This window comes from Amycolatopsis decaplanina DSM 44594 (assembly GCF_000342005.1).
GTDB lineage: Bacteria > Actinomycetota > Actinomycetes > Mycobacteriales > Pseudonocardiaceae > Amycolatopsis > Amycolatopsis decaplanina.
Window position 1 is genome coordinate 13,886 of the sequence record NZ_AOHO01000083.1, and the last position, 18,464, is coordinate 32,349.

An 18,464-nucleotide genomic window follows, 5' to 3' on the forward strand; every position below is an offset into this window, starting at 1 on the left:
GAACCCGCCGCACCTGGAAACCGTCAATCGGCGTCCACGCGCTGGGAACGGCCGAGCGCGGAAGTCAATTCGGTGCGGCCGGTGATCCCCAGTTTGCGGTAGGCCCCGGACAAATGCAGTTCGACGGTGCGGCGGGTCAGGTGCAGTGCTTCGGCGATCTCCCGGTTGGTGAGACCTTGTGACGCCATCAGCGCGACGCGGTACTCCTGTTTGGTGAGGCCGTGTTCGTTGTCCTTCGCCGTCGTGAGGCTCGTCCGCGCGTCCCGCAGCGCCTCGGCGGCCCGCCTCGCGAGCGGCCGCGCCCCGCAATGCTTGCTCGATCGCGCGGCCAGCCGCAGCGTGCCGATCGCCTTCTCGGCCTGCCCGTGCCGGGCCTGCAGCACGCCGAGTTCGGTCAGCGCCTCGGCCAGCGCCAGTTTCGCGGTCGACCCGCCGAGGACGTCGACGGCCTTGGTGAGCAGGCGTTCCGCCTCCTCACCGACGCCATCGTCGCGGACGAGGCCGGCCGTGGTCAGCGCGTAGCCGCGGATCCTCGGCGCTCCCCAGCGTTCCGCGGCGTCGAGATCCTCCTCGGCGAGCCGGGTCGCCGCGTCGGTGCGCCCGAGCGCCAGCGCGGTGCGGGCGGCGTGCGCCCGCCAGGGGGCGAAGCCGGGGAAGCGCATGCCGTGGTGTTCGAGACGGCGGCCGCAGCCGCGCAGGTCCTGGTACCCGAGTTCGGGCTCGCCGGTGGCCGCCCGGAGTCTGCCGCGGGCGTAGAGCAGGTAGTTGTGCGTGAAAAGTGCTTGTGTGGCAACGAAATCGATTTTGTCCAGGAGTGCGTTCGCGACGTCGTGGCGACCGAGGTCGACCGAAGTCTCGATCAGTCTCGCCGCGCACAGCACCGCGACCGGGCAATGGCTGGTGACGCCGCGCTCGTCGAACTGCCGCACCAGCGATTCGTAGTGGACGCTCGCCCGCACCAGATCGCCGCCCGCTTGCAGGGCGATCCCGCGGGCGAGGGTGGCGAGTGCTCCCTTCGGCACGTGGAAGTCCCAAGGCAGGCGTTCGGTGTCGAGCACTTGGCAGAGCTTGTCGGTGAGCGCGGGCTCGTCGGCGAGCGCGGCCGTCGCGAGCGTGAAGAAGTAGGGCTGTTCGAACAGTTCGGGTTGCTCGCCGGACAACGCTTCTCCGAAATGCCGGACGGCGTTCGCCGAGGACGTCCCGCTCCGCACCGTGTCGAGCGCGAGCAATCCCGATCGGCTCTGTTGCGCGGCGGGGTCGTTCAGCGGCGCCCACTGCTGCTCGAAATCGCGGAAGTCGGGCGGCGGCCCGAGCCTGCTGCCCGCCTCGGCGAGATAGGTCATGCACAGCAGCGGCCAGACGGCGTCGGGTCCGCCCGCGTCGAGCCGCGCGGCGAACTGGCCCGCGGAGTTGATCGCCAGTCGCGCGTCCGGGCCGCAGCACAGCGAAAGGATCATGGCCGTCGCGACAAAGGCCGCGGTTTCGCGGTCGTCGATGTGGTCGATGGCCTCGCGCACCCTGGCCGGAGCCGAATCCGGGTCGCAGTGGAATTCCGCGTGCGCGAGCTGGAGCAGGATCGCCATCCGCTTGCGTTCGCTGAGCCGTTCTTCCAGCGCCCGCGACAAGAACCGGACGGAGAGCTCCGGGTCGCCTTCTACCACCGAATGCCGGGCGGCCAGCCGCAGGACGTCGACCGCCCAAGGGATCCTGACCGCGGTCGCCTCCAGGAGGTGGGCGCCGACCCGCTCCGGCGTGGCACCCGCGTCGTGCAGGAGCCGCGCCGCCCGCGACTGGGTGACCGCCCTGGTGGCGAGCGGCATGTCGGCGAGCACCGAGTTGCGGACGAACCGGTAGGTCAGCGCCGGCCGGTGGCTGTTGGTCAGCAGGTGCACGCGCACCATCGTGTCGATGGCTTCGAGCGCGGTGATCTCGTCGACTCCGGCGAGCTGTGCCAGCAGGTCGAAGTTCGCGTCCTCGCCGAGGATCGCGACGGCTTCGAGCATTTTCGGCGCGGCCGTGTATTCGTGCATGCGGACGCGCAGCACCTCGCCGATCATCGCCGACCCCGCGGTGTCCAGGTCCATCCCCGGGACCAGGCGGCGGCGCAGCGCGCCGAGCAGGAAGGGGTTGCCGCCGGTGACCTTCCGGCATTCCTCGGCGAACCGCCCGAGGGAGACACGGAGGAACTCGGCGACGTGGCGTGTTCTGAGCCCGCGCAGCCGGATCGTCGCCGGGGTGCAGCCGGACATCTCCAGCAAGGCGACCTCGCCGGTCTGCAGCTGTCCGATCAACGAGGTCAGCACGACCATCACCGGCAGATGCTCGACGCGATGGCGGATGTAGGCGAGACAGCGCATGGACCACGGGTCGGCGAGATGGATGTTGTCGATGCCGAGGAAGACCGGCCCTTGTTCGGCGGCGTGGCGGACGGTGTGGAAGAAGGCGTCGAGCGCCTCTGTCTGTTCCCGTTCGGTCCGGGGAGGGTGGTCCGGCAAGATTTCCGCCGCATGCGGCGTGCGTGGTCGCGGCGATCCGGGGTCGGCGGGCGTGTGGGTGAGCTCTTCGATCAGCTGACGGCCGACGCCACCGCTCAGATGCGTCTCCAGCCGGGAGGCGGTGGCGATCGCGACGGTGAACCCGGCCGCTTCCGCGAGCTCACCGGCCGCGGTGAGCACCGACGACTTGCCCATGCCGAACTCTCCGACCACCACCGCGCTCACGGCCCGGCCGTCCAGAGCGGCCCGGAACAGCCCGGTGATCGTGTCGAGTTCGCTGTCTCGGCCCAGTAACCCGGCGGCACGGCACTTCGGTACCGAAGGCCCGCCGAAGGGACTCTCGGAATTTACTTCGGTATGCACCGTAGAGACCTTCGTGTCGGCTTGCGGCAGACTACTTGAACGTAAGCGGTAACGGGAGTAATCGCTGGTCGTCGAGGGGAGCACGGGTCGAGATGTCCGCATCCGACGAGGTCCGCCGGGACGACCGTTGTGACGACATCAAGGCCGCGACGACACACGCCAGGAAGACCACGACGAGGTTGGCCGTGATCATCGACAGCCGATCGCAACGCCGCGTGGCGACGGGGGACAGGTAGCGCAGATCGGCCTTCGCCAGCGCGTCCTCCACCGGCGTGAGCTCCGCGGCCTGGCGGCCGCAGCGCACGCAGCCCTTCAAATGCTTTTCGAAGGCGTAAGCCTCGGCTTGGTCGAGCACACCGAGTACGTACGCCGCCACATCGGTGTGTTTCACCTTTCGCTTCCTCATCGCGAACCCAGCTCTCCTAACGACCGTCGCAATGTCCTCATGGCCGCGTACAGCCGTGATTTGACCGTTCCCTCCGGGATTCCCAATATCACCGCCGCCTCCCGGACCGTATGTCCGGTCAGATAGGTCTCGTAGATGACAGCCTGGTATTTGCTGTCCAGATAGCGTAGCGCTTCGGAAATGACGAGTGCGGACAGTGACTGCTCGGTCTGGTCCGCTATTTCGGCGCTTTCGGAACTGTCCAGCTCCACCTCCTGCGGGCGTGCGCGCCGGTTTCGCCAGCCGTCGATCACGATACGCTTGGCGACCGTGAGCAGCCAGCCGCGCAGCATTCCCGGCTCACGGTTCAATGTGTCGGAATGCTGCCAGGCGCGGATCAATGTTTCCTGGACGACGTCCTCCGTCCATTGCTGATCATGGCCGGTCAGGTGCATCACCTGATTGAAAAGTGTTGCCCGGAAATCCTTGTACAGCAACGAAATCAGCTCATCGGAAAGTTCGTTCGACCGACGGTCCCCGTCGAACCGGCATTCTCTGCCCACTGCTTCCATAAAGTTCGCTACCTCCCCAGCGGTGGAGGATTTCACAGGTTCGTACACCGTAGCGCAGACTATCGCCGTGAGCTATGTGCGGTAGTGCTCTATTCGCCATTAGTCGTCCGGTACGTATGGCGGCGAGAAACGGTTCTAAATATGACGCGTGACGCACATCACATCTGGTGTGTCGGCGGAGATCGAACCGGCCGCTCCGGTTCGCCGTACTTCCAGTGAGGCACTTTGAGGACGGGGCGGGTGAAATGATCTATCGACTGCCGGGTGTGCTGATCGCCTGCATGGTGATATGGGTGGGAACGCCCACCCTTGCCTTCGCGGAAATCGACTCCCATGATCGGGAACTGCTCGTGAGAGTACGCCAAGCCGGTTTGTGGGAAGGTCCGGTGAGCCGTCAAGCGGAACAGCGCGGGAGCGGGCAGCGGGTGCGGGAGGTCGGCCGCAAACTCGCCGACGACCACGACCGTCTCGACGCGCAGGTCCGCGCACTCGCTTCGAAGGTCCGCGTCGAACTTCCCGGCGAGCCCACCGAAGAACAGCGCTCCTGGGCCGGTGAGATCACCGGCGCCGCCGGTGCCGACTTCGACCGTCTCTACGTCAATCGTGCCCGCGCCGCGCACGGGAGCATCTTCGGTCTCGCCTCCCACGTCCGCGCCGCCACCCGCGACGACGCGATGCGTTCCTTCGCCCAGACCGCCGTCGACACCGTCATGCGGCACATGACCCTGCTCGAAAGCACCGGCATCGCCGAGACCACCTCGCTGATGGCCGTTCCTTCCGGCGGCAACGAACTCGACGGCGGCGCCATCACGCTCGGCGTGCTCATGGCGGGGATCGCCGGCGGAGCGACCTTCGGACTCGTACGGGTTCTCGGCGCGTCGGGCAGGCGGGCATGACGGCCTCGCTCCTGGCGGTCGTCCCGGCCCCGTCGCCGCACGACAGCGGGGTGCGGGACATCGCCGCCCTTTCGGCCCGGTTCGCCTACGTGACGATGTGCCTGACGCTGGTGTGGGGCGTGCTGAGCGCCACCGGCTGGATCAGGCGCGTCACCGGCCACGAGGCGTTGCGCGGCGGACACGTCGTACTCGCGGTGTTCAGTCTCGCCACCGGCGTCGTCCACGGTCTGTCCTATCTCTCCCTCGACGACGACTCGTTCGGCGTGTTCGCGTTGCTGATCCCGTTCGCGGGTGGCGGGTTCGCACGGCACGCGGCGGGCGTCGTCGGCCTGGAACTGTTCGTCGCCGTCTCGGTCACCGCCGCTTCGCGCCGGGGCGCGACGAATCGCCGCGGGCAGCGGTTCCATCAGGCCGGATACTTCGCGGTCGGCCTGCTGGCGATCCACTCCTGGCTCGGCGCGTCCGCGAACGGGAATCTCGCCACGGTCTGGCTCGGCGGGATCACCGTGCTCACCCCCGCCGTCGTCCTCACCCTGCTCCGGGTGCTCCCGCCGCGGGCGCTGGTCCGCTTGGGGCTGCTCGAAGGGGAAACCGGCCGGGCCGAACCGGTCCGGATCTCCGTCGACGGCAAGAAATGCCACCGTTACGCCATTTGCCAGGCCGAAGCGCCGCAGGTCTTCCAGCTCACACGCGACGGCCGGCTGCGTTATCTCCGGAAACCCGGCGCCAAACAGGTTCCGCTGGTGCAGGCCGCGGCCAGAGCCTGTCCGATGCGCGCCATCCGACTGCAAGGGGCGGGACAATGAGCGAACGGATCGTCGTGGTCGGCGGCGGGCCTGCCGGGCTGCGGTGCGCGGAACGGTTGCGGGAACTGCGGTTCGACGGCGAACTGGTGATCGTCGACAACGAACCGGAGTTGCCATATCACCGGCCGGCGTTGTCCAAGCAACTGCTGACCGGCGCCACCCGTCCGGCGGAGATGATGCTCGCCCGGCCCGACGAGATCGACGCCGAATGGCGGTCCAAGACCCCGGCGACACATCTGCGACCGGGCCGTCAGATCGTCCATCTGCCAGGGGCGGAGGAACTGCCCTACGACGGGCTCGTCATCGCCAGCGGTGTCGAACCGCGGCGTCTTTCCGGTGTGCCGCATGGACATCCGCGCGTGGTCGTCGTCCGGACGCTGGCCGACGCGGCGGAACTGCGGGACAACCTCGCCGCGGACCACGGACCGGTCGCGGTGCTGGGCAGCGGGTTCATCGGCTGCGAGGTCGCCGCGAGCCTGCGCGAGATCGGCCGGGAGGTCACCATCATCGGCCGGTCGGCGAATCTGCTCGGCGAGGTCGTCGGCAAGCACATCGGACAGAAGCTCTCGGCGCTGCACCGGTCGCGGGGGGTGCGGCTGGCGCTCGGCGCGTCCATCGACAGCTGGCAGACCACGCCGAACGGCTTGCGGCTGCGGTCGTCCGACGGCTGGATCCTGGACGTGTCGTGCGTCATCGTGGCCGTCGGGACCGTGCCGTCGATCTCGTGGCTGCGTGGTTCGAAGCTGCCGCTGGACGACGGCGTCGTCTGCTCACCGACCTGTCATGTGCTCGGGATGGACAACATCGTCGCCGCCGGCGACGTCGCGCGGTGGCCGAACCTGCGTTTCGACGAGACGCCGCGACGGGTCGAGCACTGGCTCAACGCCATCGAGATGGGCCGGGCGGCCGCGGAGAACCTCCTCGCCGGTCCACAGTCCTCGCGACCGTTCGCGCCGGTGCCGCGGTTCTGGTCCGAACAACACGGCATGCGGATCCAGGCGGGCGGCATCCCCAAGCTCGGCACCGACACCGTCGCGCTCGCTTCACCCATCGGTGGCGAGCGGCCCGTCACCGGCTTCGTCCGCAAAGGGCGTCTCGTCGGTGTCGTCGGCCTCGACAGCCCGTCCGCCGTCCTCCACTGGACCAACGAGATCGCGGAGCAGAACCCCGTCAGCCACCCGGGAGAAACGGAGACGCCTGATGCGCCGATCGCGGTTGACCATGCTCGTCGTCATCGCGGCGCTCGTCGTAGGCGCCGCGGCGTGGTGGCAGGCGGTTGAACCCGCGTCGCTGACGGCGAGGGCCCCGGTCACCGAGTCCCTGCCCGGCCCCCGGGTACCGGCGTCCGACACTTCGCGCCCCAGCACTCCGGTGGACGCCCCACCCGGCACGCGGCTCACCGCCGTCTACATGACCCGGATGGGGCAGGTCGTCCTCGACGAAACCGGCGCCGTCCTCTTCCGCTACGAACGCGACAACCCGCACAAGGCCCGTTCGGCGTGCCTCGGGGAGTGCGCCGTGGTGTGGACCCCCGTCACGACCACCGGCACGCCGTTGGTGACCGGCATCGATCCGGCTCTCGTCGACACCATCAAGCGTCCCGAAGGCGCCGAACAGGTGACTTTGGCGGGCTGGCCGCTCTACAAGTTCGCGAACGCGCGGCCCGGTGAATGGACCGGACAGGGCACGGACCACGTGTGGTTCGTCGTCGAACCCGACGGGCAGCGCAACCTGAACTGCCTGCCCGCACCCGTGCAGTAGGATTCGCCGACGGACGAGTCGGCGGGGCGGCCGCGAGCCGGGAAACCGGTTCGAGGAAAGTCCGGACTCCACAGGGCAGGGTGGTTGTTAACGGCAACCCGGGGCGACCCGCGGGACAGTGCCACAGAAAACAGACCGCCTCCGTTCGCGGAGGTAAGGGTGAAACGGTGGTGTAAGAGACCACCAGCGTCCTGGGTGACCAGGACGGCTAGGTAAACCCCACCCGGAGCAAGGCCAAGAGGGAGCCGCGAGGCTCCTGCGCAGGCGATCGAGGGCTGCCCGCCCGAGCCTGCGGGTAGGCCGCTCGAGCCCGTCGGCGACGGCGGGCCTAGATGGATGGCCGCCACTCGCTCAGCCGCAAGGCGAGGCGAGGACAGGATCCGGCTTACACGCCGGCTCGTCCGTACTTCTTTCTCTTACGGCTGGTCGTGCCTGCGGGAGTGCGCGCTCGCCTCACAGCCGCACCAGCGGCCATGTGGCCCAAGTACATGAAGGCCCCCTTCCTTGCGCCAGGCGCAAGGAAGGGGGCCTTCATGTACTTCCGAATGAGCAGTAGGTCCGTGAAGGCCTCCTTACCTACCTTGAGGGTAAGGAAGGAGGCCTTCACGGACTCCGGCGGCGGTGAGAGGTGGGTCCAGGTGGTCGTGAGTGGTAAGTCGCGTTAGAACGTCACTTACCGCTCACGACCACCCGGACCAGGCCCTACCTGCACCCGACCTGGGAAAGTGATAGCAAAGGTCCCTTGCTCCCGCCTCAGCCCTACCACCGCCCCTTCGGACGCTGCGCCCCTGTCTACTTGCCGGTAGGGTGCTCCCATGGGCGAAGCGAGTCGGGTCGCGGGACGGTTCCGCGGGACGTTCGATGTACTGCATTCCCTTACCTACTTCGCGCCCGAGACGGAAGCCGCGCTCACCGGCGCGGGCCTCCGGCCGGGGCGCATGACGTACTTCGCGGGCCGCGCGGCGCCGATGGGCGCGGTGAGTCCCGCCGTGGTCGCGGCGACCTTCTACAACTTCAACCCCGAGCTGGTCGCCCGCTACATCCCACGCGCGTGGACGCTGGCCACACCCGACAGGATCGTCGAGGCCCGTTTCGAAGCCGTTGACGCGACGCTGACCCGGCTGCTCGGCAAGGACGTCGTGGACTCGGACAAGGTCGCCGAGGCGGCCGAGCTCGCCCGCGAGGCGACCGGCGGTTGCCAGGTCGACGGCCGTCCGCTCTACGCCGGGCACGCCGGTCTCGACTGGCCGAGTGAGCCGCACCTGGTCCTGTGGCACGCCATCACCCTGTTGCGCGAGCACCGCGGTGACGGCCACATCGCCGCGCTCGTCGCCAACGGGCTCGATGGGCTCGCCGCTCTCGTCACGCACACCGCCACAGGCAAGGGCTTCCTGCCCGCCGCGGCCAAGGCGTCCCGCGGCTGGAGCGACGAGCAGTGGGACGGCGCGGTCGCCAAGCTCCGCGAGCAGGGCATCCTCGACGCCGAGGGCGGTTTGACCGAGGCCGGGAACGATCTTCGCGAACGGCTCGAAGTCGCCACGAACGCGGCGTCGACCGGGCCGTGGGAGCACCTCGGTGAGGAGAAGACCAAGCGGCTTCACGAGCTGTGCGGACCGTTGAGCCGCCAGGCCACCGAAGCGGGCGCTTTTCCCGCGAATGTGTTCTCGACGGGCCGATAATCACGCTGGGTAGTGAAAATGCCGTCCCCGTTTTCGCTTTGGGTAACGGAAGCGTGACTTTCACTTGATCGGCACTCATGCTTTTTGTCGAATGCGTGCTCACCCGGCGGACTCGCGAGAAGCCACCGAACGAGTCATGTCACACTGGTCGAGGCCGGATTCTCCTCGGTTGGCCCGTACTCACAGTGAGCAAGATGCCTCGCAGGCGAGTGAGGCCGTCAGCACACTGCGAAATACGGGTGGCCGGGGTTAATTCAGACGACCCTTGCAACGATGATGGAGACCGAGGATGGTCGGGGTGCTGCGCCTCGCTCTGTGATCAGTCGACAAAACGATATCTACAGAGCGCGCTTTGACCGCTACGCCTCGTGACGCCATGATGTTCGAAGCACAACCGAGCCAGAACCGCGCGAACCCCCTCTCCGCGCACCGGGAGTAATGCGATGATGACCATGACCACCCTCGACACGCTGGCCGCCGGCGAGCTCGGCACCGGCAACGTCCGCACCTGGCTGATCGACAACATCATCCCCTTGGTGCTGCTGGCCGTCGCACTTCTCCTGCTGTGGCTCGGCGGTGGCAAGGGGGACAACGCGGGTGTCATGCGCCGACTCGCCGGTGTCGTGATCGCGCTGGCGATCATCGGCCTCGCGGTGAGCGGTGCCGGAGTCAACGTGGGCCAGTGGATCGCCGGCCTCTTCACAGGCTGAGGGCTCGCGTTGCGTATCCGCACCGATGACGAGGTTTACCGGGTCGATGCCGTGTGGCTCGGCCCGCCGAAAGCGACTTTTCCCTGGAGAGCCCGCTACGTCGCGTGGCTCGTCGGTATCCCGGTCTTCCTGCTCGTGCTCACCGTCGAACGGTGGGCGGGCTGGAGCTTCGGGTTCTTCTCGACCGCCTGGGCCTTCGTCGCCACAATCGTGATCACCAGATTGATCACGGCCAAGATCAGCCACGAGCGTCCGCTGGGCGCCGTGGCCGCGATGGCGGCGAAAGAGCTCAACACACCCAGAGAACGGACCACGGGCACGGGTGGCGCGGCCAGCGCGTCCCGCGTCCGGGTAAGGGCGAACCGCCCGCTACCGAAGCATCGCAGGAGACGGCAGTACCAGCACCACGGCTACGGCGGCGGCGCCGGAGCTCAGGGAACACCACGAGCGCGTCGGAGCCGCCCTGCGGCTCGGGCCGGGAGGTAGTCGTTGTTCGGTCGCGGCGGAAGCCGAGGAAAACGTGATCGAGACCTGCAGCAAGGGGCTTGGCAACCACCCCAGCAGGTCCGCTCCGCGCAGCCCAAGAAGGCCGGCAAGGGGAGGCGGCTGCCCGGCGAGGCGGCGATACCCACCTATACCCCGTCGATCGCGGCGCGAAGCATCGACGGGCACCTGTTACGCACCGGTTATGAGGTGTACGCCTGGTACCGGCTCGCCCCGCAGCGCTGGTCGTTCCGGTCGGATTCGCAGCGCCGCGACCTGATCGCGGCCATCGCCGGGCAATACGCGGAGCTCCAGGGCCGCTGGCTGCACCTGCGCGTGACCAACCGGCCGTACCCGATCCGCATGTGGGCCGAGGCCCACGTGCACAACGCCGTCGGCCGTCCCCAGGACGTCCAGGGCGCGCTGTCCTTCGACGACTATCTCATCGGCGAGCAGCAGCAGCTGATGGGCCGTTCGATGGCCGAAAAAGAGGTCTACCTCGGCGTCCAGGTGCAGACCAGGCGGATGATCGACCGCGCGGTCGAGAGCGCCGCCCCGGTGCTGCGCAAGATCCTGCCGGAGGCCGTCGACGCCGAACTGGCCGCGCTCGACTCCGAGGTCGAGCACCTCGACCAGGTGATCGGCTCAGCCGGACTCGAAGGCCGTCCGGTGCACGCCGAGGAGATGTCCTGGCTGATGCACCGCTCGTGCTCGCTGGGCCTGCCCGCGCCGCGCAACATGCCCGCGGTCCCGGGCGCCGCCTGGGAGCCCGAGGATCTCGCCAGCTTCACCGACGCGGCGGACTTCCACGCCGAGCCGTACGCGCCGACGGTCACCGTCCGCGGCCGCACCGGGTCGAACGCCGGGGTCTCACGGCATCTCGCCGTCCTCACCGTCGGCCAGATGCACGGTCTGCAGATCCCCGAGGTCGACGACCCGTGGATCCAGCACGCCGACAGGCTGCCCGCCGCGGTCGAGGTGTCCGCGCGGATCTACGTCCGGCGCCCCGAAGAGGTCGCCGGTGAGCTGCAGCGCCAGATGAACAAGGTGCGTTCGCAGGTCAAGCACTACACCGACGAGCACGAACTGGAGCCGCCGCAGTCGCTGGCGCGCCAGGCGGGCCGGGTGCTGGAGATCGACGACGAGATGACGTCGGGCTTCACCGCGCTGGCCACCCGGGTCCGTTCGTGGTGGCGGCTGGCGGTGTCCGGGCCGACGGAGCGGGACGCGCTGCGCCTGGCCCAGCAGCTTCTCGACCTGTACAAGCCGAAGATCGCCGTCGAGCACCCCGAGGCCCAGTACGCGCTGGCCAGGGAGTTCATCCCCGGCGAGCCGCTGGCCTCGGCGGCGTACATGCGCCGAGGTTCGGTCGTGTGGGCGTCCTCGGCGGTGCCGACGGCGACGGCCGAGGTGGGCGACCGCCGCGGCATCCTGCTCGGCGAGACCGTGACCGCGACCCGGCGCCCGGTGGCGTGGGACCCGTGGATGGCGCAGGAGATCCGCGACGGTTCCGGGCTGACGGCGATGGTCGCCGGTCTTGGTGGCGGTAAGTCGTTCCTCGGCGGCGGCATCGTCTACAAGACGCTCCGCGCGGGCGCGCACTGGACGATCCTCGACCCGTCGGGCCCGCTGTCGCGCCTCTGCGACTTGCCCGAGCTGCGTCCGTACGCCCGGCCGATCAACCTGCTCAACGCGCAGCCCGGCATCCTCAACCCGTACCGGGTGGTCGCCGAGCCGCAGATCGAGCACTTCATGGACGAAGACGACCCCGAGCGTTCGTGGCGGCGGGAGAAGGCCCTCGCGGGTGCGACGCGCCGCCGTCTCGTGCTCGACGTCCTCACCGGTGTCCTGCCGTACGAGGTCTCGCGGATGGCGCAGACCCGGATCGTGCTGCTGCGCGCCGTCCGCGCGGTCGGCGGCCGGTTCGACGCCGACCCGGGCCAGGTCATCGACGCGCTGCGCCGGGACTCCAGCGAACACCACGAGCACGCCGTCGTCGTCGCGGACTTCCTCGACGAGATGCGCGAGCGGATGGCGCTGCTCATCCCGGAGACCGACGCGGACCCGTACTCCGAGACCCGCGACGACCGGATGACCGTGCTGACCATGGCGGGGCTGACCCTGCCCAAGGACGGCGTCCCGCGCGAGTACTGGACGGACGCGGAATCCCTCGGCGTCGAGATGCTGAACCTCGCCGCGTGGCTGACGCAGCGGTCGGTGTACGAGAAGCCGAAGGAACTGCGCAAGGGCGTCTGGATCGACGAGGCGTTCTTCCTCTCCGAGGTCCCGACCGGTCGCGTGCTGATGAACCGCTTCGCGCGTGACTCGCGCAAGTGGAACGTCCGGGTGCTGCTGTCCTCGCAGATCCCCGCGGACTTCCTGAAGATCCAGGGTTTCGTGGCGCTGCTGGACTCGGTGTTCGTCGGCCGCCTCGACGACGACGACGCCCAGGCCGACGCGCTGCGCCTGCTGAAGGTCCCGGTCGGCGTCGGTTACGAACAGGTCGTCGCGGCGCTGGGCCGCCGTCCCGGTTCGCAACGCGATCTCCAGCGCGACGTCGAGCCCCGCCAGTTCATCTTCGGTGACGGCGCCGGCGGCGTGGAGCGGATCCGCGTCGACTTCTCCGGCCCGCACCTGGAGCACTTGCGCCGGGTCATGGACACCACGCCGGGTTCGCCCGACGCCAAGCCGTCGAAGCCGGGCAACGAACTCGCGGTCCCGGAGGAGAAGCAGTACGTCCCGACACCGCCGGAGGACGACTTCGAGCTCGAAGAGGATCTCGAGCTCGCGGCCGAACTCGAGGTCGGCCTCACCGACGAGCAGATGCTGGGCGCCCCGGACCCGCTGGCCGCGGAGACGGGCGAAGTCCAAGGCGCCGTCCAAAACGGACACAACGGCTCCAACGGCTCCAGCGGAGGTCAAGGCGAGCACGCGCGCGCCGGTAAGGGTGGCACCGGCAGGGATGCCGCATGAACACGGTGATCACACTGGCGTTCGTCCTCGCGTTCGCCGCCGGCTGGCACGCACTGCGCCGCCGTCTCAAAGAGGGGCCGCGGCCGGGCAAGACCAGACCCAGCCGACGGGCGACGATGTTCGTCGTCATGCTGATCCTGGGTCTGCAGGCCGTGGCGACCGCTCCGGCGGCGTCGGCCGCGGCCTGTGGTGAGGCGCCGAACCCGGAACGGCCCGGCGCGGGCATGGTCGGCGCGCTCGACCCGCCCGCCACGGCTCGCGGTGAAGGCGGCAGCCCGTACAACGTCTACGGGTACGCGGGACACGTCTGGGACACCTTCGAAACCGACTGCGGTCCGCTCGCCGGGATCACCTCGCCCAACTCCACGATCGACACGTGGGCGGGCAACCAGCTGTTCAACATCGGCAAGAACATCGTCGGTGCCACGAACTCACTGCACTACACCGTGTTGCAGGGCAGCCTGCTCAGCCCGCTGTACAACGCCGTCAAGGCCGGGGCCGAGAAGGTCTACAACAACATCTACGCCCAGTTGTTCGGCCTGGCCGCGCTGATCATGTCCATCATGTTGTTCCGCAACATCTGGCGTGGCGATCTCGCGGCGGTCAGCAAACGGGCGCTGTACGGGCTCGCCGCGGTCTGGCTGGCCGCGTCTTCCTTGGCGCTGCTGCGGTTCCTCGATCCGATCGACAACGCGATCGTGCAGACCACGACCAACATCCAGGCCGGGTTCATCGACGAGGCCAAGACCCCGCCGCCGTCCGAGCCTCAGCCGCCTACGGCGCAACCGTGCCAGGCGACTCCGGAGGCCGTCGCGGCTCGCCAGCCGTGGGACCGGGTCCCGACCGAACTGCATTGCCGGGTCGTCTACGACAACTGGCTCCGCGGGGAGTTCGGCAGCCCGGACTCGCCGCAGGCGATCCAGTACGGTCCGGCTCTTTTGGACGCGCGTGCCTTCACGTGGGGTCAGATCCAGCAGGGCGGGGACGCCGACGCCACGCTGGTCGACTCCAAGAAGGCGGCGTTCAAGGACATCTCCACCAAACTCGGCCCGGCGACCGGGTACTTCACCGGTGAGGACGGCAGCCGCGTGGGCGCCGGTTTCCTTTCTCTCGGCCAGGGCATCTTCTACTCGCTGTTCCAATTGCTGGCCAAGGCCACGGTACTGCTCGCGCAGGTGCTGATCAGGATCTTCGTCCTGACGGCTCCGTTGATCGGCCTGATCGCGCTGCTCCAGCCCCAGATCATGCAGCGCATCCTGAAGGTGGTCGGCGCGGTCGCCTTCAACCTGATGGTGCTCTCGGTGCTGGCGGGCGTGCACACCCTCCTCCTGGAAGCGATCTTCACCGCGGGGAACTCGCTTTCCTTGCTGACGAAGATGGTTCTGGCCGCCATCATCACCGTGCTGCTGTTCATGGTCGGCCGTCCCGTGCGGCGGCTGTGGCAGATGGTCGAGATGTCCGTCGGCATGGTCGGCGGCGCGATGCCTTCGCCACGCGGCGGGCTCTTCTCCCGCTTCCGCAGGAAGAACAACGAACCGACCCCGCAGGACGCGTTCTGGCAGAACGTCCGCGACACCGACGACGTCGTCGACGGCGACCTCCGCGGTCCCGTGGGCGCGACGATCGGCGGCGGGCGCTTCCGGCCGGAGGCGACGATCTTCGCCAGCTCCCAGCGGCTCGACAACGGCTCCGGCGCGATCCGCCCCGCGGCGGCCTGGTCCGGAGCGCCGTGGCCGGGTGCCGTCGGCGGTGGCGGCGGCCTGCCCGCGCTGCCTGCCGGTGGCGGCGGAGGCGTTCCCGTGTTCGGCCAGTACAACCCGTCAGCGGGTAGTCCCGGCGATTCCATGTTCACCTCGGGCGGGCGGAGCCCGATCCAGGTACCGAGCCGCCGGGTCGACACCTCGCCGGTCGCCGACCGGCGCTGGAGCGACGAACCCGAGCCGGTCGTGGTGCCGTCGCGGATGAATTCCGCGGGTGGCGGTTACACCACTCCCGACTACTCGGGCGCCGTGCCGGTGCAGGCGGGGCCGTCGACACCGCGTCCTCGCCGCGTCGATCCCGAAGTCGTCGCGGGCAAGCCGGTCTTCGTGCTGTACCGGCCGTCGCGCGGGCTCGAGGTCCGCGAGGAAGTCCGCGACACAGACCACGCAGTGGGCCGGTGACCCATGCCGATCCGGACCAACCGCGGGCGCACCGCGGTCTACCGCAGACTGTGGGGCTGGCCGCTGCGCTCGCCCCGCCATCTCATCGGCACGCTGGTGATCCTCGCGGTGCTGCTCACCGCGCTGGGCATCATGCTGCCCAAGGCCATCGGAAAACCGGGACAGACGGCAGGCGGCCCGGGTGCTTCGGCGACAGCCACTTCCCGTTCCGGCGTCGCGGCGCCGGTGACCGTGACGTCGACCTTGCCGCCGAGGCTCACCACCCAGCCGCCGCCGTCTTCCGCGCCACCTGACCAGGACGGTGTGCGAGTCGCCAAGGAGTGGGTGACGGCATGGGCGAACCATCCGGACGGTACGACGACCGAGCAGTGGCTGAACGGATTGCGGCCGTACACCACCGAGGAGTACTGGTCCACGGATCTGAAGACGGTGGATCCCGCGAACATCACCGCGACCAGGGTTTCCGGGGAGCCGCAGGTCGCGTCCTCGGTCACCGGGTCGATGGACGTCGACGTCCCGACGGACGGGCCCAAGGTCCGGGTGACCGTCGTCAAGACGAACCCGGGATGGCGGGTCACCAAGTTCACTCAAGCGGGCTGACCCGATGAAGATCGGGATCATCGTCGGCGTGCTGATCGCCGCGGTCTTCGCCGCGGTGGTCACCACGAGCACGGTCACCAAGGTGGTGACCGACCACGCGGAGGCCCAGGCGGGCGGGATCGTCAAGACCTCCTGTGACGCGTCGATCGGGCCGACCCTGCCCGGCCAGACCGATCGCGGTTCTTCGGACATCAACAAACTCGACGAAGAACAGAAGGGGATCGTCGCGCTGATCATCTCGATCGGCAAGCAGCGGACGCTGTCCCCGCGCGCGTGGCAGGTGGCGATCCAGGCCGGGATGACCGAGTCCAAGCTGCGGAACCTGACCTACGGCGACCGCGACTCGCTCGGCATCTTCCAGATGCGGCCGTCGATGGGCTGGGGCACCGTCGCGCAGGTCACCGACCCGCCGTATCAGGTCAACAAGTTCTTCGACGTGCTGCTCGCGGTGCCGGACTGGGAGAACATGCGTCCCGGTGACGCCGCGCAGCGCGTGGAGCGCTCCGGCTTCCCCGACCGGTATCACAACTGGGAGCCGATGGCGGCCCTCCTCGTGCAGAACGAGGGCCAGATCGTCGACGTCGTCGGCTGCGGTACGAGCGTCGGCAGTGTCGTGCCGCCGAGCCAGGCGGCGGCCCAGGCCATCAAGTTCGCGCTCGGCGAGCAGGGCAAGCCGTACATCTGGGGCGCCACCGGACCGAACAGCTACGACTGTTCCGGGCTGATGCTGCGGGCCTACGAGTCGGCCGGGATCATCCTGCCGCGGGTCTCCCGGGACCAGTACAAGGCGGGCGCGATGCTGCCCGTCCGTCAGGCGCAGCCGGGTGACCTGCTGTTCCTCGCCACCGTGCCGTCGAACCCGGCGACCATCCACCACGTGATGATGTACCTGGGTGAGGGCAAGGTCGTCGAGGCGCAGCAGAGCGGGGTGCCGGTGCACATCCGCGACTTCTCCTTCGACGAGGCCGAAGTGGTCGCGCAGGCGGTCCGTCCTGGCGTTTAGCATGGCGAGAGCGTGGTATCGCGATCGCGGGACCATCGGATTCACCCGAAGTGGCGGCCTGTCCACCGGCACGCGGCCGCACACTGGCAGAGGATGAAGAACGTGGCACGGAAATTCGGAAGGCGAGGCAAGCCCGCGGCGGGAGGCGGCCCAGAGGCCGATCCCCGGGATCTTTTCGGTACCGCACAGCCCGCGCGGCAGGCGGCACGGCCGGCGTCGAGCACCCCGCTGGCCGACCAGCTGAACCAGGGCTTTCCGGGCGTCGACCCCGGTTACGTCGTGTTGCCGCGTTCACTGGCCGAGGGGATGTCGCTGCCGTGGCAGCAGCAGATGGCCGCCCTGCTGGCCCAGTTCCATCAGGAGAACGCCCGTCTCGCCTGGCCGATCTACCGGGTCGTCCCGTCGCGCTACGAAAAGCTCGTCGATCTCGACGAGGAGCAGCTGGCGGAGGCCGGCTACCTGGTCGAGATGGACACCGAAGGCGAGATGATCTATCGCGAGCGCAGCGGCCGGAAGGTCGAAGATCCGGCGAACACCACGGTGCTCGTCTCGTGCCTCGACCCGATCCCGAAGCCCTCGCAGCGTCAGGCGCCCGCGCCGCCTTCGCAGGCCGCGCCGCCCACGACCGGGCAGCCGCCGCGCGCCCCGGCACCGATGAACATCGGGCCGGCTCCGGTGTGGCGCACGGTCGCGCCGCCCTTCGGGCCGCCCGTGTCGCCGTTCCCGGGCACTCACGCGGCGCCTCAAGCTCCAGCACCTCAAATGCCTGCGCCTCAGGCACCTTCACCTGCTGCGCCGCAGGTGCAGCCGCCGCTGCCTCAGCCGAGTCAGACGCGGCAGCCCGCCGCGAACCAGACGCCGCCTCCGCCGGTGAGCGCGCCTCCGGCCACGCCGGAAGCGCAGTCGGTCACGCCACCCCAGGCCGAGCCGGAGCCACCGGTGAGCCCACCTGCCACGACTCCGCCGTCGGCCGCGATGCCGCCACCCGCACCTCCGGTGATCGGGCCGCCTTCGGGCCCCCTGCCGCAGCCGGTGTCGCCCGCTTCGCCGCCGCAGGGCGTCCCTGTCGCGCCGGAAGCCGTGACCCCGCCGCGTGGCGTTCCGATGCACCGCGGCTGGTTCGACGAACTCGCCGAGAACGTGCCGGAAAGCTCGAAGGTGGACCAGCCCGAGGGCGGCGAGTTCGGGCCGACCGGCGATCCCACGGAGATCCCCTACCGCTATCGCAAGTGATGACAGGACGTCCGGGTGATGTCAGGCTTGACGTATGTCGAGCGACCCGAACCCGGATCAGGGCTGGTACTTCAACACCAAGACGAACCAGGTCGAGCACCTGGAACGAGGCCGGAGCATCGACCTCCTCGGGCCGTACCCGGATGAGGCGACGGCCAGGCGCGCCCTGGAGATCGCCAAGGAACGCACGAAGCAGGCCGACGCCGAAGACGCCAAGTGGAACGGCGACTGAGCTCCTCGTGAGTGGTAAGGACGGTTAGAACCGTCCTTAGAGCGTGTCTTGGAACCTGACTGGGTGGTCCTGGCGCGCTTAGTGGCGGGTCAGGCGCCTGGTCATCATAGT

Annotated in this window: 16 protein-coding genes and 1 other RNA gene; 14 read left to right on the forward strand and 3 right to left on the reverse strand. The window is 68.9% G+C overall.

Annotation, left to right across the window (positions count from 1 at the left end):
* Positions 1–23: 23 nt before the first annotated feature.
* From H074_RS37530 to H074_RS37540, 3 genes are read right to left on the reverse strand one after another with little or no spacing between them, the layout of a single operon-like run.
* Positions 24–2,858: an AAA family ATPase gene (locus tag H074_RS37530; protein ID WP_007035329.1), complete on the reverse strand. Its 2,835-nt coding sequence runs from the start codon at positions 2,856–2,858 to the stop codon at positions 24–26.
* A gap of 31 nt (positions 2,859–2,889) precedes the next feature.
* Complete coding sequence (locus tag H074_RS37535; RefSeq protein ID WP_235096984.1) at positions 2,890–3,249, reverse strand: zf-HC2 domain-containing protein; 360 nt, start codon at positions 3,247–3,249, stop codon at positions 2,890–2,892.
* An 11-nt stretch (positions 3,250–3,260) separates the two neighbouring features.
* Positions 3,261–3,815 (reverse strand): sigma-70 family RNA polymerase sigma factor, encoded by a 555-nt coding sequence (locus H074_RS37540; RefSeq protein WP_039924512.1) that lies wholly within the window; start codon positions 3,813–3,815, stop codon positions 3,261–3,263.
* A 245-nt stretch (positions 3,816–4,060) separates the two neighbouring features.
* On the opposite strand from H074_RS37540, the gene H074_RS37545 reads away from it, so the two are divergent.
* The 14 genes from H074_RS37545 to H074_RS37610 all read left to right on the forward strand — a co-directional run bounded on the left by H074_RS37545 (position 4,061) and on the right by H074_RS37610 (position 18,353).
* A complete protein-coding gene (locus H074_RS37545; protein ID WP_007035332.1) occupies positions 4,061–4,711 on the forward strand; it encodes a DUF4142 domain-containing protein in 651 nt (216 codons plus the stop codon).
* Entirely contained in the window at positions 4,708–5,517 is an 810-nt protein-coding gene (locus H074_RS37550; protein WP_007035333.1) for a ferredoxin, read from the forward strand. Before H074_RS37545 ends, H074_RS37550 begins: the two co-directional genes overlap by 4 nt.
* Entirely contained in the window at positions 5,514–6,797 is a 1,284-nt protein-coding gene (locus H074_RS37555) for an NAD(P)/FAD-dependent oxidoreductase (RefSeq protein WP_007035334.1), read from the forward strand. Before H074_RS37550 ends, H074_RS37555 begins: the two co-directional genes overlap by 4 nt.
* The gene (locus H074_RS37560; protein WP_235096985.1) at positions 6,718–7,278 is read left to right on the forward strand and encodes a COG4315 family predicted lipoprotein; all 561 of its coding nucleotides are present in this window, start codon (positions 6,718–6,720) and stop codon (positions 7,276–7,278) included. Before H074_RS37555 ends, H074_RS37560 begins: the two co-directional genes overlap by 80 nt.
* Positions 7,279–7,292: 14 nt before the next feature.
* An RNA gene (rnpB, locus tag H074_RS38930) (RNase P RNA component class A) lies at positions 7,293–7,682 on the forward strand.
* A gap of 411 nt (positions 7,683–8,093) precedes the next feature.
* Positions 8,094–8,957 (forward strand): SCO6745 family protein, encoded by an 864-nt coding sequence (locus H074_RS37570; protein WP_007035337.1) that lies wholly within the window; start codon positions 8,094–8,096, stop codon positions 8,955–8,957.
* 443 nt (positions 8,958–9,400) lie between these two features.
* Positions 9,401–9,667, forward strand: a complete 267-nt coding sequence (locus tag H074_RS37575) for a hypothetical protein (protein ID WP_007035338.1) — start codon at positions 9,401–9,403, stop codon at positions 9,665–9,667.
* A 9-nt stretch (positions 9,668–9,676) separates the two neighbouring features.
* Positions 9,677–10,153, forward strand: a complete 477-nt coding sequence (locus H074_RS39870) for a hypothetical protein (protein ID WP_076153445.1) — start codon at positions 9,677–9,679, stop codon at positions 10,151–10,153.
* Positions 10,154–10,156: 3 nt separating this feature from the next.
* Complete coding sequence (locus H074_RS37585) at positions 10,157–13,123, forward strand: ATP-binding protein (protein WP_039924514.1); 2,967 nt, start codon at positions 10,157–10,159, stop codon at positions 13,121–13,123.
* Positions 13,120–15,285 (forward strand): hypothetical protein, encoded by a 2,166-nt coding sequence (locus tag H074_RS37590; RefSeq protein WP_007035341.1) that lies wholly within the window; start codon positions 13,120–13,122, stop codon positions 15,283–15,285. Before H074_RS37585 ends, H074_RS37590 begins: the two co-directional genes overlap by 4 nt.
* A 3-nt stretch (positions 15,286–15,288) precedes the next feature.
* On the forward strand, positions 15,289–15,885 hold the full coding sequence (locus H074_RS37595; protein WP_007035342.1) for a hypothetical protein: 597 nt from the start codon (positions 15,289–15,291) through the stop codon (positions 15,883–15,885).
* Between the two features lie 4 nt (positions 15,886–15,889).
* The gene (locus H074_RS37600; protein ID WP_007035343.1) at positions 15,890–16,888 is read left to right on the forward strand and encodes a C40 family peptidase; all 999 of its coding nucleotides are present in this window, start codon (positions 15,890–15,892) and stop codon (positions 16,886–16,888) included.
* Positions 16,889–16,981: 93 nt separating this feature from the next.
* On the forward strand, positions 16,982–18,121 hold the full coding sequence (locus tag H074_RS37605) for a hypothetical protein (protein WP_235096986.1): 1,140 nt from the start codon (positions 16,982–16,984) through the stop codon (positions 18,119–18,121).
* Between the two features lie 34 nt (positions 18,122–18,155).
* Positions 18,156–18,353, forward strand: a complete 198-nt coding sequence (locus H074_RS37610) for a hypothetical protein (RefSeq protein WP_007035345.1) — start codon at positions 18,156–18,158, stop codon at positions 18,351–18,353.
* Positions 18,354–18,464 lie beyond the last annotated feature (111 nt).